General features: G+C 68.4%; 17 protein-coding genes. 7 read left to right on the forward strand and 10 right to left on the reverse strand.

Features of this window, described 5'->3' with window-relative positions; all coding sequences use genetic code 11:
* Nucleotides 1-94 precede the first annotated feature (94 nt).
* Together ACE3N9_RS07300 and ACE3N9_RS07305 are read right to left on the reverse strand one after the other, a co-directional pair.
* On the reverse strand, nucleotides 95-922 hold the full coding sequence (locus ACE3N9_RS07300; RefSeq protein ID WP_374282360.1) for an ATP-binding protein: 828 nt from the start codon (nucleotides 920-922) through the stop codon (nucleotides 95-97).
* Complete coding sequence (locus ACE3N9_RS07305) at nucleotides 919-2,649, reverse strand: acyl-CoA dehydrogenase (protein ID WP_374282362.1); 1,731 nt, start codon at nucleotides 2,647-2,649, stop codon at nucleotides 919-921. Before ACE3N9_RS07305 ends, ACE3N9_RS07300 begins: the two co-directional genes overlap by 4 nt.
* 48 nt (nucleotides 2,650-2,697) lie before the next feature.
* Between ACE3N9_RS07305 and ACE3N9_RS07310 the strand changes: the two genes are divergently transcribed.
* Nucleotides 2,698-3,648, forward strand: coding sequence for an L-threonylcarbamoyladenylate synthase (locus tag ACE3N9_RS07310; RefSeq protein ID WP_374282364.1), 951 nt, complete (start codon nucleotides 2,698-2,700; stop codon nucleotides 3,646-3,648).
* A gap of 172 nt (nucleotides 3,649-3,820) precedes the next feature.
* Here the strand turns inward: ACE3N9_RS07310 and ACE3N9_RS07315 are convergent, their stop codons facing one another.
* From ACE3N9_RS07315 to ACE3N9_RS07340, 6 genes are all read right to left on the reverse strand, one after another.
* The gene (locus tag ACE3N9_RS07315) at nucleotides 3,821-4,153 is read right to left on the reverse strand and encodes a hypothetical protein (RefSeq protein WP_374282366.1); all 333 of its coding nucleotides are present in this window, start codon (nucleotides 4,151-4,153) and stop codon (nucleotides 3,821-3,823) included.
* Nucleotides 4,154-4,270: 117 nt separating this feature from the next.
* Entirely contained in the window at nucleotides 4,271-5,032 is a 762-nt protein-coding gene (locus tag ACE3N9_RS07320) for a head GIN domain-containing protein (RefSeq protein ID WP_374282368.1), read from the reverse strand.
* Nucleotides 5,033-5,158: 126 nt separating this feature from the next.
* Entirely contained in the window at nucleotides 5,159-5,692 is a 534-nt protein-coding gene (locus ACE3N9_RS07325; RefSeq protein ID WP_374282655.1) for a CarD family transcriptional regulator, read from the reverse strand.
* A 302-nt stretch (nucleotides 5,693-5,994) separates the two neighbouring features.
* On the reverse strand, nucleotides 5,995-6,333 hold the full coding sequence (fdxA, locus tag ACE3N9_RS07330) for a ferredoxin FdxA (protein WP_374282370.1): 339 nt from the start codon (nucleotides 6,331-6,333) through the stop codon (nucleotides 5,995-5,997).
* Nucleotides 6,330-6,641 carry an RNA-binding S4 domain-containing protein gene (locus ACE3N9_RS07335; protein ID WP_374282372.1) on the reverse strand — a complete coding sequence of 104 codons (312 nt, stop codon included), beginning with the start codon at nucleotides 6,639-6,641 and terminating at the stop codon, nucleotides 6,330-6,332. The genes fdxA and ACE3N9_RS07335 overlap by 4 nt, the downstream gene beginning before the upstream one ends.
* A gap of 13 nt (nucleotides 6,642-6,654) precedes the next feature.
* Nucleotides 6,655-9,201 carry a helicase-related protein gene (locus ACE3N9_RS07340; RefSeq protein WP_374282374.1) on the reverse strand — a complete coding sequence of 849 codons (2,547 nt, stop codon included), beginning with the start codon at nucleotides 9,199-9,201 and terminating at the stop codon, nucleotides 6,655-6,657.
* Nucleotides 9,202-9,358: 157 nt separating this feature from the next.
* On the opposite strand from ACE3N9_RS07340, the gene ACE3N9_RS07345 reads away from it, so the two are divergent.
* From ACE3N9_RS07345 to ACE3N9_RS07370, 6 genes are read left to right on the forward strand one after another with little or no spacing between them, the layout of a single operon-like run.
* Nucleotides 9,359-10,939: a M23 family metallopeptidase gene (locus ACE3N9_RS07345; RefSeq protein WP_374282376.1), complete on the forward strand. Its 1,581-nt coding sequence runs from the start codon at nucleotides 9,359-9,361 to the stop codon at nucleotides 10,937-10,939.
* A gap of 31 nt (nucleotides 10,940-10,970) precedes the next feature.
* On the forward strand, nucleotides 10,971-11,963 hold the full coding sequence (gene hemB, locus ACE3N9_RS07350) for a porphobilinogen synthase (RefSeq protein WP_374282378.1): 993 nt from the start codon (nucleotides 10,971-10,973) through the stop codon (nucleotides 11,961-11,963).
* Nucleotides 11,956-12,498 (forward strand): GNAT family N-acetyltransferase, encoded by a 543-nt coding sequence (locus tag ACE3N9_RS07355; protein ID WP_374282380.1) that lies wholly within the window; start codon nucleotides 11,956-11,958, stop codon nucleotides 12,496-12,498. Before hemB ends, ACE3N9_RS07355 begins: the two co-directional genes overlap by 8 nt.
* Nucleotides 12,495-14,702 carry a spermidine synthase gene (locus ACE3N9_RS07360; RefSeq protein ID WP_374282382.1) on the forward strand — a complete coding sequence of 736 codons (2,208 nt, stop codon included), beginning with the start codon at nucleotides 12,495-12,497 and terminating at the stop codon, nucleotides 14,700-14,702. Before ACE3N9_RS07355 ends, ACE3N9_RS07360 begins: the two co-directional genes overlap by 4 nt.
* Complete coding sequence (locus ACE3N9_RS07365; RefSeq protein ID WP_374282384.1) at nucleotides 14,699-15,280, forward strand: gamma carbonic anhydrase family protein; 582 nt, start codon at nucleotides 14,699-14,701, stop codon at nucleotides 15,278-15,280. The genes ACE3N9_RS07360 and ACE3N9_RS07365 overlap by 4 nt, the downstream gene beginning before the upstream one ends.
* Entirely contained in the window at nucleotides 15,261-15,542 is a 282-nt protein-coding gene (locus ACE3N9_RS07370; protein ID WP_374282386.1) for a DUF167 domain-containing protein, read from the forward strand. The genes ACE3N9_RS07365 and ACE3N9_RS07370 overlap by 20 nt, the downstream gene beginning before the upstream one ends.
* A gap of 11 nt (nucleotides 15,543-15,553) precedes the next feature.
* On the opposite strand, the gene ACE3N9_RS07375 is transcribed toward ACE3N9_RS07370, so the two are convergent.
* Nucleotides 15,554-16,183, reverse strand: coding sequence for a YoaK family protein (locus ACE3N9_RS07375; RefSeq protein WP_374282388.1), 630 nt, complete (start codon nucleotides 16,181-16,183; stop codon nucleotides 15,554-15,556).
* A gap of 38 nt (nucleotides 16,184-16,221) precedes the next feature.
* The gene (locus tag ACE3N9_RS07380) at nucleotides 16,222-16,629 is read right to left on the reverse strand and encodes a globin (protein WP_374282390.1); all 408 of its coding nucleotides are present in this window, start codon (nucleotides 16,627-16,629) and stop codon (nucleotides 16,222-16,224) included.
* Between the last annotated feature and the right edge of the window lie 68 nt (nucleotides 16,630-16,697).

A 16,697-nucleotide genomic window follows, 5' to 3' on the forward strand; every position in this document is an offset into this window, starting at 1 on the left:
CCCGTTTAAGGTACCCTGTGGGTGGTTGGGCCGGGGGAGCGGGCTGGTGTTGCTAGCTGATCGCGGAGGCGATCAGCGCACCAAACAAGGGATTCTAGAGCGCTTTTCCCGCCCGCCCGGCCAGCTCGGTCACGAACTGCCAGGCGACCCGGCCCGAACGCTGCCCGCGCCGCTTCGACCATTCCAGCGCATCGCCCTCGTTCCAGTCGAGGCCGTGCTGCGCGCAATAGCCGCCGACAATCGCCAGGTACTGGTCCTGGGTGCAGTTGTGGAACCCGATCGACAGGCCAAAGCGGTCAGCCAGCGCCAGCCGGTCGTCCACCGCGTCGCGCGGGTTGATCGGATCGTCCTGTTCGGCGAGGTGCCGGGGAACAATCGCGCGGCGGTTTGACGTTACCGCCAGCCGAACATTGCCCGGGCGCGCCTCGACCCCGCCTTCCAGCCACGAACGCAGCGCGCGCGGCCCAGCCGAATCGCCATCCTCGAAGCCCAGATCGTCGATGAACACCAGGAAACGCCGCTCCAGACGGCCGAGCTGGCCGAACAGCGGGGCCAGCGCCGACAGCGCCTCGGGTGCGACCTGGATCAGGGCGACGCGGCCCGGATCACCGGCCTGCGCGGCAACCACGCTGGCGCGCAGCAGCGCGCTCTTGCCCATCCCGCGCGATCCCCACAGCAGCATGTCATGCGCGGCGTGGCCTGCCGCCAGCCGGGCGACATTGTCGACCACGCGCTGCTTCTGCTCGTCGATCCCCTGCAGCAGGTCCAGCGGCGGGGCGACGATCCGGGCCACGGCGCGCGCGCCGTGCTGGTCCCAGACATAGGCCGGGTCGGCGCTCCAGTCCGGCACCGGGACAGCGGGCGGGGCCAGCCGTTCCAGCGCCGCGGCAATCCGCGCCAAGGGATCGCCCTGATCGCTCATCCGGCCAGCGCCTCGGCGTCGAGGGCATAGAGCAGCCCGGCTCCGTCCGTGGCGGCGGCTTTCAGTCCGCGTGCTTCGGGCACCAGGTGAGTGTTGAAATAGCCCGCAATCACCGGCTTGGTTTGCGCCAGCTTGCCTTCGGCCGCGCCAACCTGGCGCAGCAGCTGCCACCCGGCCACGGCCACCGCGCACATCGTGCAGAACGGCACCGATCCCGCCAGTTTGTCGTCCAGGCTCGCCTCGCCGGCCATCCAGTGCGCGACCTCGATGCAGTCGTCCGCCAGCGCCTTGAGCTGCGGGGCCGCGCCATCGGCGGCGCGCGCGACATCGGCCAGCAGCGCGGTCAGCACTGCCCCGCCTTCATAGCCCAGCTTGCGGGTCACCAAGTCGGCGGCCTGGATGCCGTTGGTCCCTTCATAGATCGGCGCGATCCGCGCATCGCGGTAATGCTGCGCCGCGCCGGTTTCCTCGACAAAGCCCATGCCGCCGTGGATCTGCACGCCGAGGCTGGCCACTTCGCAGCCCACATCGGTGCCCCAGGCCTTGATCAGCGGCACCAGGCAATCGGCGCGGGCCTGCGCCCCATCGACGCTTAGCGCACCGCGATCGACCTGGCCGGCGGTGTAATAGAGCAGCGCCCGCGCCCCTTCGGTCAACGCGCGCATCCGCAGCAGCATGCGCCGCACGTCGGGATGCTCGACAATCGCCACCGGATCCTTGCCGGGCGCGCCGGCGCGGGCCGATTGCACCCGCTCGCGCGCGTAATACTGCGCCTGCTGCAGTGCGCGTTCGGCAATCTGCACGCCCTGGCTGCCGACGTTGATGCGCGCCGAATTCATCATCGTGAACATGGCCTTCAGGCCTTCGTTCTCGTGACCGACCAGTTCACCCACGCAGGCGTCATTGTCGCCAAAGCTCATCACGCAGGTCGGGCTGGCCATGATCCCCAGCTTGTGTTCCAGGCCGACGACGCGCACGTCGTTGCGCGCGCCCAGCGTCCCGTCCACCGCGACGTGGAACTTGGGCACCACGAACAGGCTGATCCCGCGGCTGCCCGCCGGGGCACCGGGGGTGCGGGCCAGCACCAGGTGGACGATGTTCTCGGCCAAGTCATGCTCACCCCAGGTGATGAAGATCTTGGTCCCCTTGATCAGGTACTTGCCGGTGTGTTCGCCATCGCTGATCGGCACGGCGGTGGTGCGCAGCGCGCCGACATCGCTGCCGGCCTGCGGCTCGGTCAGGTTCATCGTTCCCGACCACTGCCCGCTGATCAGCTTTTCGAGGTAGAGCGCCTTCTGCGCCGCGCTGCCGTGGTGGCTCAGCGCCTCGATCGCGCCAACGGTCAGCATCGGCAGCAGGCCGAAGGCCATGTTGGCCGTGCCGACATTCTCGATCACGTTGGCTGCAAGGGTGAACGGCAGGCCTTGGCCGCCGAATTCGCTGTCGCCCGAAATCGCGTTCCAGCCCTGTTCGACATAGCCGCGGTAGGCCTCGGCAAAGCCGGCCGGCAGGGTCACCCGGCCATCGGCCAGCACGGCGCCCTGTTGATCGCCCACGCGGTTGAGCGGCGCCCATTCGCCGGCGGCGAATTGGCCGATCCCTTCGACGATGGCTTCGACCATGTCGGGGCTGGCGGCAGCGAAGCGATCGTGTGCGGCCAGTTCCTCGATCCCCGCGTTGACGCGGATGGCCAGGATCTGGTCGGCGGTGGCGGCGGTGTATTCCATGCGCGCTTTTCCTTGGCTTTGGTTCCCTTCGCCTATAGCGGGAGGACGATGTCCGGCAAGCATGACAGTCCCCAGGTGCGCGTGGCCGATGCGGCGGGAATCGCCGCTGCGGCGGCCCTGCTGCGCGGCGGCGGGCTGGTCGCCGTGCCGACCGAAACGGTCTATGGCCTGGCCGCGCGGGCGGACAGTGCCGATGCCGTAGCGGCAATCTACCGCGCCAAGGGGCGGCCCGATTTCAACCCGCTGATCGTCCACGTCCCCGACCTGGCCCGGGCCGAAGAACTGGTCATGATCGACGATCGCGCCAGAAAATTGGCCGCAGCGTTCTGGCCAGGCGCGCTGACCATGGTCCTGCCGCTGCGCGATGGCGCGCGAATCGCCCCGGCCGTCACCGCGGGCCTGCCCACCCTGGCGCTGCGCTGCCCCGCGCACCCGGCGATGCGTGCCCTGCTGGAGGAAGGCGACCTGGCGCTGGCCGCCCCATCGGCCAACCGCAGCGGCGGGGTCAGCCCGACCACGGCGGCGCATGTGGTGCAATCGCTGGGTGAGCAGGTGCCGCTGGTGCTCGATGGCGGGGCCTGCGCGGCGGGGATCGAATCGACCATTGTTGCCCTGCGTGCCGATGGCAGCTGGCAGGTGCTGCGCCCCGGCCCGATTACCGAGGCGCAGATTTCCGCCATTCTTGGCGCTCCGGCTGGCCTCGTGACGTCAGACCGGATCGAAGCGCCGGGACAATTGGCGAGCCACTATGCCCCCGGCAAGCCGGTGCGCCTGAACGCTGCCGCAGCCCATCCGGACGAGTTCCTGATCGGTTTTGGTCCTGTCGCGGGCGCGGTCAGTCTGTCGTCTGCGGGCGACCTGGCCGAAGCGGCGGCGCGGCTCTACGATTGCCTGCATCAGGCGGCCGGTGCCGCTCAGCCGCGCATCGCCATTGCGCCGATCCCCGATGAAGGCATCGGCATCGCGATCAACGACCGCTTGCGCCGCGCCGCGGTTTAGGTTGAGTCCTTGTTTGGTGCGCTGATCGCCTCCGCGATCAGCTTGCAACACCAGCCCGCTCCCCCGGCCCAACCACCCACAGGGTACCTTTAACGGGTGGTTGGGCCGGGGGAGCGGGCTGGTGTTGTTAGGACAGGCCGGATGGCCTGTCCGCACCGCCGTAAGGCGGAAATCAGCGCGCTTCGTAAGGCACGCTCGGCATCAGGCGCTGCATTTCGTACCAGGCGGTCTCGCGCTTGCGGCAGGCTTCGGCATCGCCGCGCCCGCACTTTTCGCTCTGCTTGCGGTATTCGCGGTCAAGCTGCCCCAGGCGCTCCTCGCGGCGGCGGATTTCGCGGCCGCGCTTTTCGTCGCGTTCGGACTGGCTGACCGTGGCGACATCGACCAGCGTGCTGCCGGCGTCGATCGCCCGGCCCGTGCCGCGCACCGGCATGCTGGCCAGATCGACAACCGCTCCGGCGGCGCCGCAGCCCGATAGCGGCAAGATCAGGAAGGCCGCGGTCATTCGTCCAGACATGAAGCAACCCCGCACTGCGTGACGATCCGTGACATCGTAGCAGCGCGGGGTTGCACTGCGATGAACCGGGGGCGGTGGTTCATCGCAGGAGCGGGGCAGGGCGGCCTATTCGCCCTTGGTGACCGTTTCGCAGACCAGCTTGCCGGAACCCATCGCGCTCAGCTTGCAGCGGGCGCGGCCCTTGACCGTGATATTGCCCGAGCCGACAATGCTGGCCTCGACCTCGCCGTCCGAGGCGAAGCTGGCGTCGCCCGAACCAGCTATGGTCACCTTGGCGCTTTCGGCCTTGAGCGCATCCATCGCGGCCGAACCGCTGCCGGCGACCGTCACGTCCAGTTTCCTGACATTGCCCGCGCCGCGGAAATTACCCGATCCGGCAATGGTCAGGTCGAGCTTTTCTGCCGCTACGCTGGGCGATTCGATGTTGCCTGAACCGGCGATGGTCACCTTGGCCTCGCTGGCCAGGGCCTCGGCGTGGATCTTGCCCGAACCGGCCATCACGACTTCGCGCGGGGCCGGCATGGTCACGGTGATCACCGCGATCTTGCCGTCCTTGCCGAATACCTTGTCCTTGCGCAGGATCCCGAGCGACCCGTCCTTCAGGGTGAAGCGCAGCGCGTCCTTTGCCTCGGCATCGCCATCAACGCTGATCGCCAGCTTGTCGCCTGATGTGATGCGGACTTCGTCCGGGCCAAGCAGCACCAGTTCCTGCGGCGGCGCGCCCGACAGGTCGAGTTCGGCGAGCGGTTTGCCCTCTTCACCGTTGAGCTTGATGTTCGCGCCGTCGCAGCCCGAAACCCCGGCGGCGAGAACCAGTGCCAGCGCCGGGGCAAACGACCTGACGATCCTGTCCAGCTTGAGCTTCATTGTTACCTCCTGCCATGTGTATTAATGTAGTAATACGGCAAGGCAGATATTTCAAGGGGCGCGCGCAACGAAAAAGGGCCGCCCCTTGCGGGACGGCCCCTTTCAGCCGGCAGAAGCCGGGCAGGATCAGGCCGTGGCCTGCTCCGCATAGTATTTGGGCGCGTGCTCGTTGAGGATCGCGAGGATCTTCTTCAGCGCGGCCGGCTCGTCAGTTTTTTCCATCGCGGCCAGCTCGCGCGCGAGGCGCGAGGAGGCTGCTTCGAAAATCTGCCGTTCCGAATAGCTCTGTTCCGGCTGATCGTCGGCGCGGAACAGGTCGCGGGTCACTTCGGCGATCGACACCAGGTCGCCCGAATTGATCTTGGCTTCGTATTCCTGGGCGCGGCGCGACCACATGGTGCGCTTGACCTTGGGCTTGCCCTTCAGCGTATCGAGCGCTTCGCGCAGGGTCTTGTCCGAAGACAGCTTGCGCATCCCGATCGCTTCGACCTTGTTGGTCGGCACGCGCAGGGTCATGCGCTCCTTTTCAAACCGCAGTACATAAAGTTCCAGCTTCATCCCGGCGATTTCCTGCTCAAGCAGTTCGATCACCCGCCCGACACCGTGCTTGGGATAAACGACGTAGTCACCAACTTCGAAGGCGTGCGCCTTGGCCACCATGTAACGTCCTTTCACTCGTCAGGACTGCCATGCGCGGAACTTCGCGCGTTGCAAACGGGGCACTGGGACAGCGAACGGGTAAAGAATTGCGACCCGGTCCGATGTGTCCATCAACCGTCTTGCCAGCCCTGCCTTTCATGATCGTCGGCTGCCGAATGGGGCGCGCGGCCCCGGCAGTCGCGGATTATATAGCATATCCGCAACAATATTGCCAGCGCGGAGAATCCCACGCCGGCACAGGGGCTTTCAGCTGCAATCGATGACGCACCGGGCCGCCTGCGGCAGCCCGATTCGCGCCGGAATCAGTCGCCTTCGCCGGGCTCGGCCGAGAAGTACTTGTCGAACTTGCCTTCTTCGCCCTTGTGCTCGTCGGCGTCGGGCGGAGTGTCCTTCTTCGAGGTCAGGTTGGGCCATTCGGCCGAATACTTGGCGTTCAGTTCAAGCCACTGTTCCAGCCCGCTTTCGGTATCGGGCAAGATCGCTTCGGCCGGGCATTCGGGTTCGCACACGCCGCAGTCGATGCATTCGCTGGGATTGATCACCAGCATGTTCTCGCCTTCGTAGAAGCAGTCTACCGGGCAGACCTCGACGCAGTCCATGTACTTGCACTTGATGCAGGCTTCGGTGACGACATAGGTCATGGCAGGCGGATCCCCTGAGGCGTTTCGTTGTTACCTGCTGCTAAGGGAACTGCGCTGCGCTCGTCAAGCACCCGATAGCATGATTGCGCTTCGGCGGCCGGTCCGCGACGTTCCGGCAGGGCCAGCACTTCGATCACCAGCACCCCGCGCGACAGCGGCAGGGCCAGCACATCGCCGCAGCGAATCGCGGTGCCGGGCTTTTCAACCCGCCGCCCGTTGAGCCGGATATGTCCTTCGCCGACCATGGCCTGGGCGATCGGGCGGGTCTTGGTCAGCCGCAGGAACCACAGCAGCTTGTCGATCCGCATGCCCGGGCGCGCCCTACCGGACCAGCTTTGCCAGGGCGGCAAAGGCGCCGGTCGGCGCGGGCGGCGCAGCGGCGGCGGGGCCATCGCCCTTGCGCCGGGTCGGCGTCGCAAGCCAGCGCCACAGCACCGGGGCGGGGGGGCCATATGCCCCGGCGGGAAGCGGATGCCGGGGCTGCTGCGGGCGGAAACCTGCCAGCCACAGCAACCGGCCAAAGCTGGCTTCGGTCAGCCCCATCGATACGGCGCGCGCCGGATCGAGCGGCCAGGCCCGCCGTTTCGCCCGGTTGCGCGCTTCGTGCGCTTCCAGCAGCAGCCGTTCGGCCATGTCGATGCGAATCGCCTGGCCGCCCAGACCGCGGTAGCCGGGGGGCAGGCGGGTCTTGCCGGGCAGCGGCACTACCACTGGCATGTTGGGCACGGGCACGGCCAGGTCCACCCCGCGCGCGGCCTGCAAGGCGCGCCAGGCGGCCAGCGGCGCAGGCTTGAGCATGGCCGGCAGGAACAGGTCCAGCCCGCCGATCCGCACGCCCAGCTGGCGCAGCCGCGCGCGCTGTTCGGCGGACAGGCTGTCGAGGCCCGATTCGGCGCGGGCCAGCACCCCGCCGCCTTCGCCCAGCCGGATCAGCAGCGCGCGCAGTTCCGGCCCGGCCTCAGGATCGGCGCTGGCCGCGACCAGCGTGCGCAGCGGCTCAAGCGGGGCCAGGGTTTCGGCCAGCCAGCGATCGGCCGCGCCGAGCACCTGCTGGCGCCATTCCGGGGCCAGCGCATCGAGCGAACGATCGCCGACCAGCCGCAGATCCAGCCGGGCCCGCCCGGGTTGCAGGCGGGCAATCGCCTCGCCGTCCCAGCGCACCGTTGCGCCGTCGAGCTGCAATGACGCCGTGCCATCGGCCAGCGCTGCCACCAATGCGGCGGCGCGCTGGGCAAGCAGGGCGGGCAGGTGCCGCTCGGCCGCGGCCAGCAGCAGTTTGCGGTCGGCCAGCCGCGCCTGCGGATCGACGGCAAAGCGGAACGCGGCGAGGTGGCCGATCATCTCGCCATCGACCAGCACTTCGTCCTCGCGCAGAGTGACCGGCAGCAGCGCGGCATCGCCGCCCAGCTTCTTCATCAGCACGGCGGTGCGGCGATTGACGAAGCGTTCGGTCAGCCGCGCATGCAGCGCGTCCGACAGGCGCGCTTCGGCGGCGCGGGCGCGGGCGGCCATTTCCTCGCGCGCCAGCACCCAATCGGGCCGCTGGCTGATATAGGCCCAGCTGCGGATCGCGGCGATGCGCATCTGCAAGGTGTCGATATCGCCCGAAGGGTTGTCCAGTTCCGCGATCGAGCGGGCGACATAGTCGCTCCCCAGCTGGCCATGACGCAGGTCCTGCCACAGCCGCGCCACGAAGCGGCTGTGCGTATCGACCCCGGCCTGGCGGAAATCGGGCAGGCAGCAGGCCTCCCACAGGCGGCGGACCATCGCCGCGCCGCGCACCGCGCCGGTTGTGTCGGGTTCCTCCGCCAGCCGTTTCAGCACGGCCAGGTCGATCGCCAGCGGGGCGGGGGCCAGTTCGGGGCGATCGGGTCCACGCTCAAGATCGGCGATCAGGCTGCGCAGGCTGGTGCAATCGGGGTCCGCCTCACGCCAGAACAGCTTGGTCAGCGGGGGAAAGCGGTGTTCCTCGATCGCGTAGATTTCTTCGGGCGTGAATTCGGCGTCATGTCCGCCGGTGCCGGCGAGCGTGCCGAATGTGCCGTCGCGCTGGTGCCGCCCGGCGCGTCCGGCGATCTGGGCCATCTCGCTGGGGGTCAGCCGGCGCTGGCGCTGCCCGTCGAACTTCGACAGCGCGGCAAAGGCGACATGGCCGATGTCGAGGTTCAGCCCCATCCCGATCGCATCGGTGGCGACAAGGTAATCGACTTCGCCCGACTGGTATAATGCTACCTGCTTGTTGCGGGTTTCCGGGCTGAGCGCGCCCATCACCACGGCAGCGCCGCCGCGGAACCGGCGCAGCATTTCAGCCACGGCATAGACCTGTTCGGCGCTGAAGGCGACGATCGCGCTGCGCGGCGGGATGCGCGACAGCTTGCGCGCCCCGGCATGGGTCAGGGTGGAAAAGCGCGGGCGGCTGACCACTTCGGCCTGGGGCAGCAGGCTGCGCACCAGCGGTTCGAGCGTGGACGAACCCAGGATCATCGTCTCCTCGCGCCCGCGGGCATGGAGCAGCCGGTCGGTAAACACGTGGCCGCGCTCGCGGTCGGCGGCGAGTTGCGCTTCGTCCAGCGCGACGAAGGCGAGGTCCGCCCCCACCGGCATCGCCTCGGCGGTGCACAGCAGCCAGCGGGCGTGTTTGGGCTCGATCCGTTCCTCGCCGGTGATCAGCGCGACGCGTTCCGGGCCCTTGATCGCGCAGACCCGGTCATAGACCTCGCGCGCCAGCAGTCGCAGCGGAAAGCCGATTGCGCCTGACGAATGCGCGCACAGCCGCTCGATCGCCAGGTGCGTCTTGCCCGTGTTGGTGGGACCCAGCACGGCCTTGATCCGGCCGTCCGTTCCGCTTGATTTGCTATGCGCGCTCACGCCGGAGGTGTGACACAGTGCCCCCGCGCCCGGCAAGGCGGGCCGGGAAGCGATTCCCCTTTGTGCCTGATTCGGCACGACATTGTATCGAATTAGGACAAGATTAACTTTCCTTGTGCAGGGATTTCCGTGCGTTACGCGAAATGGGGACACGGCCTTGTTCAAGCCGCGCGAAGTGCCGGAATCGGGCCATGGCGGCCCGCCCGCTGAAGCAGCGGCGCTGACGCACGCCTTAATCCACAGTCCTGAACCGGAAACGGCCTGGCCAGCGCGAATAATCGCGCTGCGCGATGACTGGCTCTACCGTCTGCAAAGCTATGACCTGGCACCGGACCTTGCCGAGGACATCGGCAGCCGCCGCTGGTTCCGGGGGCTGGGGACCATGCTGGGCCTCGCGCTTTGCGCGCTCTCGTTCTGGCCCGATTTCACCGCGATCACCGCGCCGCCGGCCATGCCGCTCGATGCGCGCCAGCGCGACGAATTCCGCAGCCAGACCATCGCCCCGCTGGCGCTGGGGGGCGATAGCGGCGCGCGGATGGGGCTTTCCGCCCTGGTCGTGCCGCTGCAATCCGCGCCGGAACGGGCGCTGGTCCAGGTTACCGCAACGCTGGGGCAAGGCGACAGCTTTGCCCACGTGCTGCAACGCGCCGGGGTCAGCGCAGGCGATGCGGCGCGGGTTGAAGGCATGGTTGCGGGTGTGGTCCCGCTGGGCGATCTGCTGCCTGGCACGCAAGTGGACATCACGCTGGGCCGCCGCGATGCCGCCGCGCAGGGCCGCCCGCTGGAGCGCATCGCCTTTCGCGCGCGGTTCGACCTCAACCTGGCGATCGAGCGTGCGCCCGGCGGCTTCGTGATGAAGCCCCGGCCGATCGCGGTCGATACCACGCCTTTGCGGATTCGCGGCACGGTCGGCACCAGCCTGTACCGGTCCGCGCGGGCCGCAGGCGCGCCGATCGAGGCGATCCAGCAATACCTCCAGGTGCTCGACCAGCACCTTTCGCTCGATAGCGCGGTGGAGCCGGGCGATACTTTCGACATGGTGGTTGCCTACAAGCGGTCGGGCAGCGGTGAAGCCCAGGTGGGCGAACTGCTCTATGCCGGGGTCGAACGCGGCGGACGGGCGCAGGCGCAGTTGCTGCGCTGGGGCAGCGACGGCCAGTTCTTCGAAGCCAGCGGGATGGGCGCGCAGCGCACCGGGCTGATCATGCCGGTGGTCGGGCGGATCACCTCAAGCTACGGCGCGCGGCGCCATCCGATCCTGGGCTATACCCGGATGCACGCCGGGATCGATTTCGGCGCGGCCTATGGCTCGCCGATCTATGCGGTGGGCGATGGGGTGGTGGCGCTGGCCGGCTGGCATGGCGGCCACGGCAACTATGTCCGGCTGGAACATGGCGGCGGCTTTGCCACCGGCTATGCGCATATGAGCCGGATCGCGGTGGGGGCGGGCGGGCGCGTGCGTGCGGGGCAAGTGATCGGCTATGTCGGCTCGACCGGGCTGTCGACCGGGCCGCACCTGCATTACGAACTCTACAGGGGCGGGGCGACGGTGAATCCGCTGTCGGTCCGCTTCACGGTCAACAACCAGGTCGACCAGAAGGAACTGGCCGCGTTCAAGGCGCGCCTTGCCACGCTCAAGTCGGTCCAGCCGGGGGCGGCGCTGGTCAGCTTGGCCCCGCGCCAGGCGACAATCGCCATGGCCTCCGGGCGGGAAATCGACAAGCTGGGAAGTGATTGAAGCCCTGCCCGCGCGGGTCTAGGGAACGGGCATGACCGGAATGTACCCCCTGACCCGCCTGCGCCGCAACCGCGCCAGCGCGTGGAGCCGCAACTTGCACCGCGAAACGGTGCTGACCCCCGCCGACCTGATCTGGCCGCTGTTCGTGACCGAAGGCACAGGCGTGGAAGAACCGATCGCATCGCTGCCGGGTGTGTCGCGCTGGTCGGTCGACCTGATCGTCGCCCGCGCGAAGGAAGCGGTTGCCTTGGGCATTCCCTGCCTGGCGCTGTTTCCCAACACCCAGCCCGATCGCCGCAGTGAGGATGGCCGCGAAGCGCTCAACCCCGACAACCTGATGTGCCGCGCGATCCGCGCGATCAAGCAGGCCTGCGGCGATGACATCGGCGTGCTTACCGACGTCGCGCTCGACCCCTATACCAGCCATGGTCAGGACGGGCTGGTCGACGCCGCCGGCTATGTGCTGAACGATGCGACGGTCGAGGTGCTGGTCGGGCAAAGCCTTAACCAGGCGGCCGCCGGGGCTGACGTCATTGCTCCGAGCGACATGATGGACGGGCGGATTTCCGCCATTCGCGAGGCGCTGGAAAGCGCTGGCCATCCCAACGTCCAGATCATGAGCTATGCGGCCAAGTATGCCAGCGCCTTCTACGGCCCGTTCCGCGACGCGGTCGGTTCGCGCGGGCTGCTCAAGGGTGACAAGAAGACCTACCAGATGGACCCGGCCAATGCCGAGGAAGCCCTGCGCGAGGTCGAGCTGGACCTAGCCGAAGGCGCGGACAGCGTGATGGTCAAGCCCGGGCTGCCCTATCTCGACATCGTGCGCCGGGTGAAGGATGCTTTCGAAGTGCCGGTATTCGCTTACCAGGTCAGCGGCGAGTACGCGATGATCGAGGCTGCTGTCGCCGCCGGCGCGGGTGAGCGCGACGCGTTGGTGCTGGAAACGCTGATGAGCTTCAAGCGCGCCGGTTGTTCGGGCGTGCTGACCTATCACGCGGCCCACGCGGCGAAGCTGCTTGGCTGAGTTCCGGCTCGAAACCGAGCGGCTGGTGATCCGATCGTGGCGCGACGAGGACATCGCCGCGTTCCATGCGATCTGCAGTGACCCGGTGGTCATGGCCACGCTCGGGCCGGTGATGTCGCTGGAGGAAACCGAAGCCCTGGTCGCGCGCGAGCGCGCGTTCGAAGCCGCGCTGGGTCATACCTTCTGGGTGGTCGAACGCCGCGCCGACCAGCGCCTGATCGGCAAGTGCGGGGTGATTCGTGGGCGGGTCGAACCGATCCTGAACCTGCCCGAGATTGGCTGGCGGCTGGCCGCGGACTGCTGGGGGCAGGGCTATATCTCCGAAGCGGCGCGGGCCTGCGCCGACTGGTTCTTTGCCAATCGCGCCGATGAGGCGATCTGGGCGATCACCAGCAGCGGCAACCTGCGCAGCCGCGCGGTGATGGAGCGGCTGGGCATGGCCTATCAGCCGGGGCTCGATTTCGATCATCCCAGGCTGGCGCCCGGGGATCCGCTACTGCGCCACGTCACCTATCGGCTGGTCCGCCGCGCATGACCCGCGCCGCGCGCCCGCTGTTCGTCCTGACCATCCTGGCTGGCAGCTTCCTGCTGTTCCTGGTCCAGCCGATGGTCGCGCGCATGGCCCTGCCGCGGCTGGGCGGGGCGCCCAACGTGTGGAACAGCGCGATGCTGGTCTACCAGGCGTTGCTGCTGGGCGGTTACTGGTATGCCCACCGCCTGTCGCAGCTGCCGCTGCATCGGCAGGCGCGGATCCACCTTGCCTTGTTCGCGCTGGCCGCGCTGACCCTGCCGGTCGGGCTATACAGCCTGCCCGCGCCGCGCCCCGGCATGGAAGTGCTGTGGGTGCCTGCGCTGCTGGCGCTGTCGATCGGCCCGGTGTTCTTCCTGGTGTCGGCCCAGGCCCCGCTGATGCAGCGCTGGTTTGCCGCCGATCCGCAGGCCGGGCAGCCCTGGGCGCTCTATGCCGCGTCGAACCTCGGCAGCTTTGGCGGACTGATTGCCTATCCCCTGCTGGCCGAACCGCTGCTGCCGCTGCGCGCGCAAAGTTGGGCATGGAGCGCGGGCTATGTCCTGCTGCTGGTCCTGATCGCGCTGTGCGCCCGGGCCCGCTGGTCCGCACCCGAAGCCCAGGCCCCTGCCGCTGCCCCGGCCGCGCCGGTGCCGCGCCGCCGAATCGCGCTGTGGCTGCTGCTTGCCATGGTCCCTTCGGGGCTGATGCTGTCAACCACCACGCACCTGACGACCGACCTGTTCGCCATGCCGCTGCTGTGGGTGATCCCGCTGGGGATTTACCTGCTGTCGTTCTCGATCGCCTTTGCCGACAACCGCGTTCCCGCCCACGTGATTTCCGCGCTGGCCTGGGGGGCAGTGCTGACTGCTGGCAGCCTGGCGATGATCGCGCGCGGCTCGCAGGGGCTGCTGCCGGTGATTGCGAGCATCACGCTGCTGTTCTTCGTCTGCACCGCGCTGCACGCGCGGATGTACGATCTGCGGCCTGAACCCGATCAGCTGACCCTGTTCTACCTGACCATGTCGGCCGGCGGCGCGCTGGGCGGGGTGTTTACCGCGCTGGTCGCGCCGGTGCTGTTCGACTGGGTGTGGGAACATCCGCTGCTGGTCCTGGCCGCCGCCGCCTTGCTCCCGCGCGACTCGTTTCCCGACTGGCGCCGCCTGCCGGGGCTGGAGCCGGACATGGTGCGGTTGGGTCTTGCCATGCTGATCGGGCTTGCCGGGCTGTGCCTGTGGCAGATCCATGACGTCACCCAGTACCAGGAAACCGAGTATTTGCGCGGTCCGTGGGGCGCGGCGCTGGCGCTGATCGGCTTTGCGCTGGTTCCCTGGCGCATGCTGGTCCTGCCGGTCCTGCTGGGGGCGATGCTGGCCCAGGGCGGATTGGAGACGCTGCAGGAAAGCCGCGACGGAATCCGCACCCGCTCCTATTTCGGGATCAACACGGTGCGCGAATACCCGGACAAGCGCCTGCGCACCCTGGCCCACGGCACCACGCTGCACGGCGAACAATCGACCGATCCGGCGCTGAGCCGCACCCCGCTGACCTATTATGGCCAAGGCTCGGGCGTCGCGATCGCCTTTGGCGAGGCGCAGCACCTGTTCGGTCCGCAGGCCCGCATGGGCGTGCTGGGGCTGGGCACCGGCACGCTGGCCTGCTTTGCCAGGCCCGGGCAGCACTGGACCTTCTTCGAGATCGACCCGGCGGTGCTGGCCTATTCCACGCGGGGCACCTTTACGTTCCTGCGCCAGTGCACGCCGGGCGCCCGGATCGAACTGGGCGATGCCCGGCTGGCGCTCGCCCAACTGCCGCCGGGCAGTTTCGACATGTTGGCGATGGACGCCTTCTCATCCGATTCGATTCCCCTGCACCTGTTCACCCACGAAGCCTTCGGGGTCTACCTGCGCGCGCTCAGCCCGCGGGGGGTGATCATGGTGCACATTTCCAACCGCTTCATCGACCTGGAGCCGCCGCTGGCCGCCTTGCTGGCCGAACGCGGGCTGCACGCCATGGTCCGCGACGACTATCCCGATCCCGACAGCGAATGGACCCCGTCCAGCTTCGTCGCGGTCAGCCGCGACCCGCAGCAGTTGCAGCGCATCGCCCAGGCCGCACCCGACAAGGAGTGGCGAGCGCTGGTCAAGCCCGCGCCGCGCGTCTGGACCGATGACCACGCCTCGATCCTGCCCTATGTGCAGTGGCGCAATTTCCTGGGAGCACCCAAATGACCGCCCGACCCGACGTTTCGATCATCCCCATCAACGGCAAGACCCCGCGCATCCACGACAGCGCTTTCGTTGCCCCCGGCTGCCGGATCATCGGCGATGTCGAGATCGGGCCGGATGCCAGCATCTGGTACAACTGCGTGCTGCGCGGCGATGTCAGCCGGATCGTGATCGGCGCGCGGACCAACGTGCAGGACGGCACGGTGATCCATTGCGACAGCCCGATGCCGGGCGCGCCCGATGGGTTCCCCACGCTGATCGGGGAAGACGTGCTGATCGGCCACATGGCGATGATCCATGGAACGATCATCGAGAATCGCGGCTTCGTCGGCTTTGCCGCGCAGACCATGAACGGCTGCGTGATCGAGGCGGACGGGATGCTGGCCGCCGGGGCGCTGCTCGCCCCGAACAAGCGCATTCCCAGCCGCCAGCTGTGGAGCGGCCGCCCCGCGACTTTCATGCGCGAGTTGACCGACGCGGCGCTGGCCGGCCTGCAGCTGGGGGTGAAGCATTACGTGGTCAACGCGAAGAACCACCAGGCCGCGCTGGGCGCGATGAGCGATGGCCCGGCCCAGGGCTGATTTCCCCCCGGCCGAGGCAATCCGTGCGCTGGCCGATGGTGAAGGCCGGCTGGCGCTGCGCGTCACTCCCGGCGCGCGGGTGGAAAGCCTGGAACTGGGCGAAGGCAAGTTGCTGGTAAAGGTTCGGGTCAAGCCCGAGGACGGCAAGGCCAATGCCGCCGTGCTTGAATTGCTGGCGGCGGCGCTGGGGATCGCGACGTCACGACTGCGGATGTTGCGCGGCGCAACCGGACGCGACAAGCTGGTGCAACTGGACCTCTAGGGGGCCTGACCCTAGCGCAGCCGCGTGGCGAACCAGGCCAGCACCGCGGCCCAGCCGCAGGCCAGCCACAGCGCCAGCCACGGCCAGTGCAGCCAGCTCGCCGCCCCGGCCACCGCGCCCGAAGCCAGTCCCAGCCACAGCAGCAGCCAGCCGCTCCACCGGGTGTCGCGCTGGCCCATGATCCGGCCTGCCAGTCCCTGGCCCAGCTTGACCAGTGCGCCGGTCATGTAGGTCAGCCCCACGGCCACTTCGCCCTGGCGCTGGAAGGTGTTGTTGATCGCCCCCATCGCCAGCACCAGCAGCGCCAGCGTGGCCATGGGCAGGACCAGGGCATGCGTCGTCGCCGCCAGCCCGAGCAGCAGCGCCACCGCGCCCAGCACCATCGGCTTGCGCCGTTCGCCCGCCTTGCCGGCCAGCAGCGCGCCGCCGGTCACCCCGGCAACGAACAGCGCCAGCAGCATCGCCGGAATTCGGGCGGCGGCGGGATCCTCGACCAAGTCGACCCCCAGCCGCGTGGTATTGCCGGACATGAACGAGACGAAATAGCGATTGGCCGAAAGAAACCCGGCCGCATCGACATAGCCCGCTAAAGTGGCGGCGGCCACGGCCAGCGCGCGGCGCGGAATGTCGTAGCTGTGCATGGGGCGGAGCCTAACCCGTCAGGGCCGCTCCCCACAAGTCAATCGCGCGCCATGCCCCGGGCCATGCGGTCCAGCACGTCGGCCATGGCATCGCCGATTTCGCGGTCGGCCACGGGGGTATCGGCAATCGCGCGGCGCATCGCGTCTGCCCATTGCGCGCCGGTCTGCTTGTCGATTCTGAAGCCTCCGTGGGCGCTCATCATGCACTTGCCGGGGTTTTCTTCCCACCAGGTGCGCGGGCCGCCCGACCAGCCGGCCAGGAACAGCGGCAGCGCGCGGCGCATCTCGATCAGGTCCGGGGCGTGCATCGCGCGCAGCTCGGCATAGGCCGGGTCCTGCTCCATCAGGTCGTAGAACCGCTGGGTGATCTCGCGCAGCACATCCAGCCCGCCGATACGTTCGAACGGGGTGGCGGCGGGGGCATCGATGGTCTCGGCTTCGCTCACTTCGCGCACTTTCTCAGGCAGGACTTTGCAGACCGTGCCTAGCCGGGTGCGCGGGTGAGTGAATTGAC

Origin of the sequence: Novosphingobium sp., assembly GCF_041905565.1 — a bacterium.
GTDB lineage: Bacteria > Pseudomonadota > Alphaproteobacteria > Sphingomonadales > Sphingomonadaceae > Novosphingobium.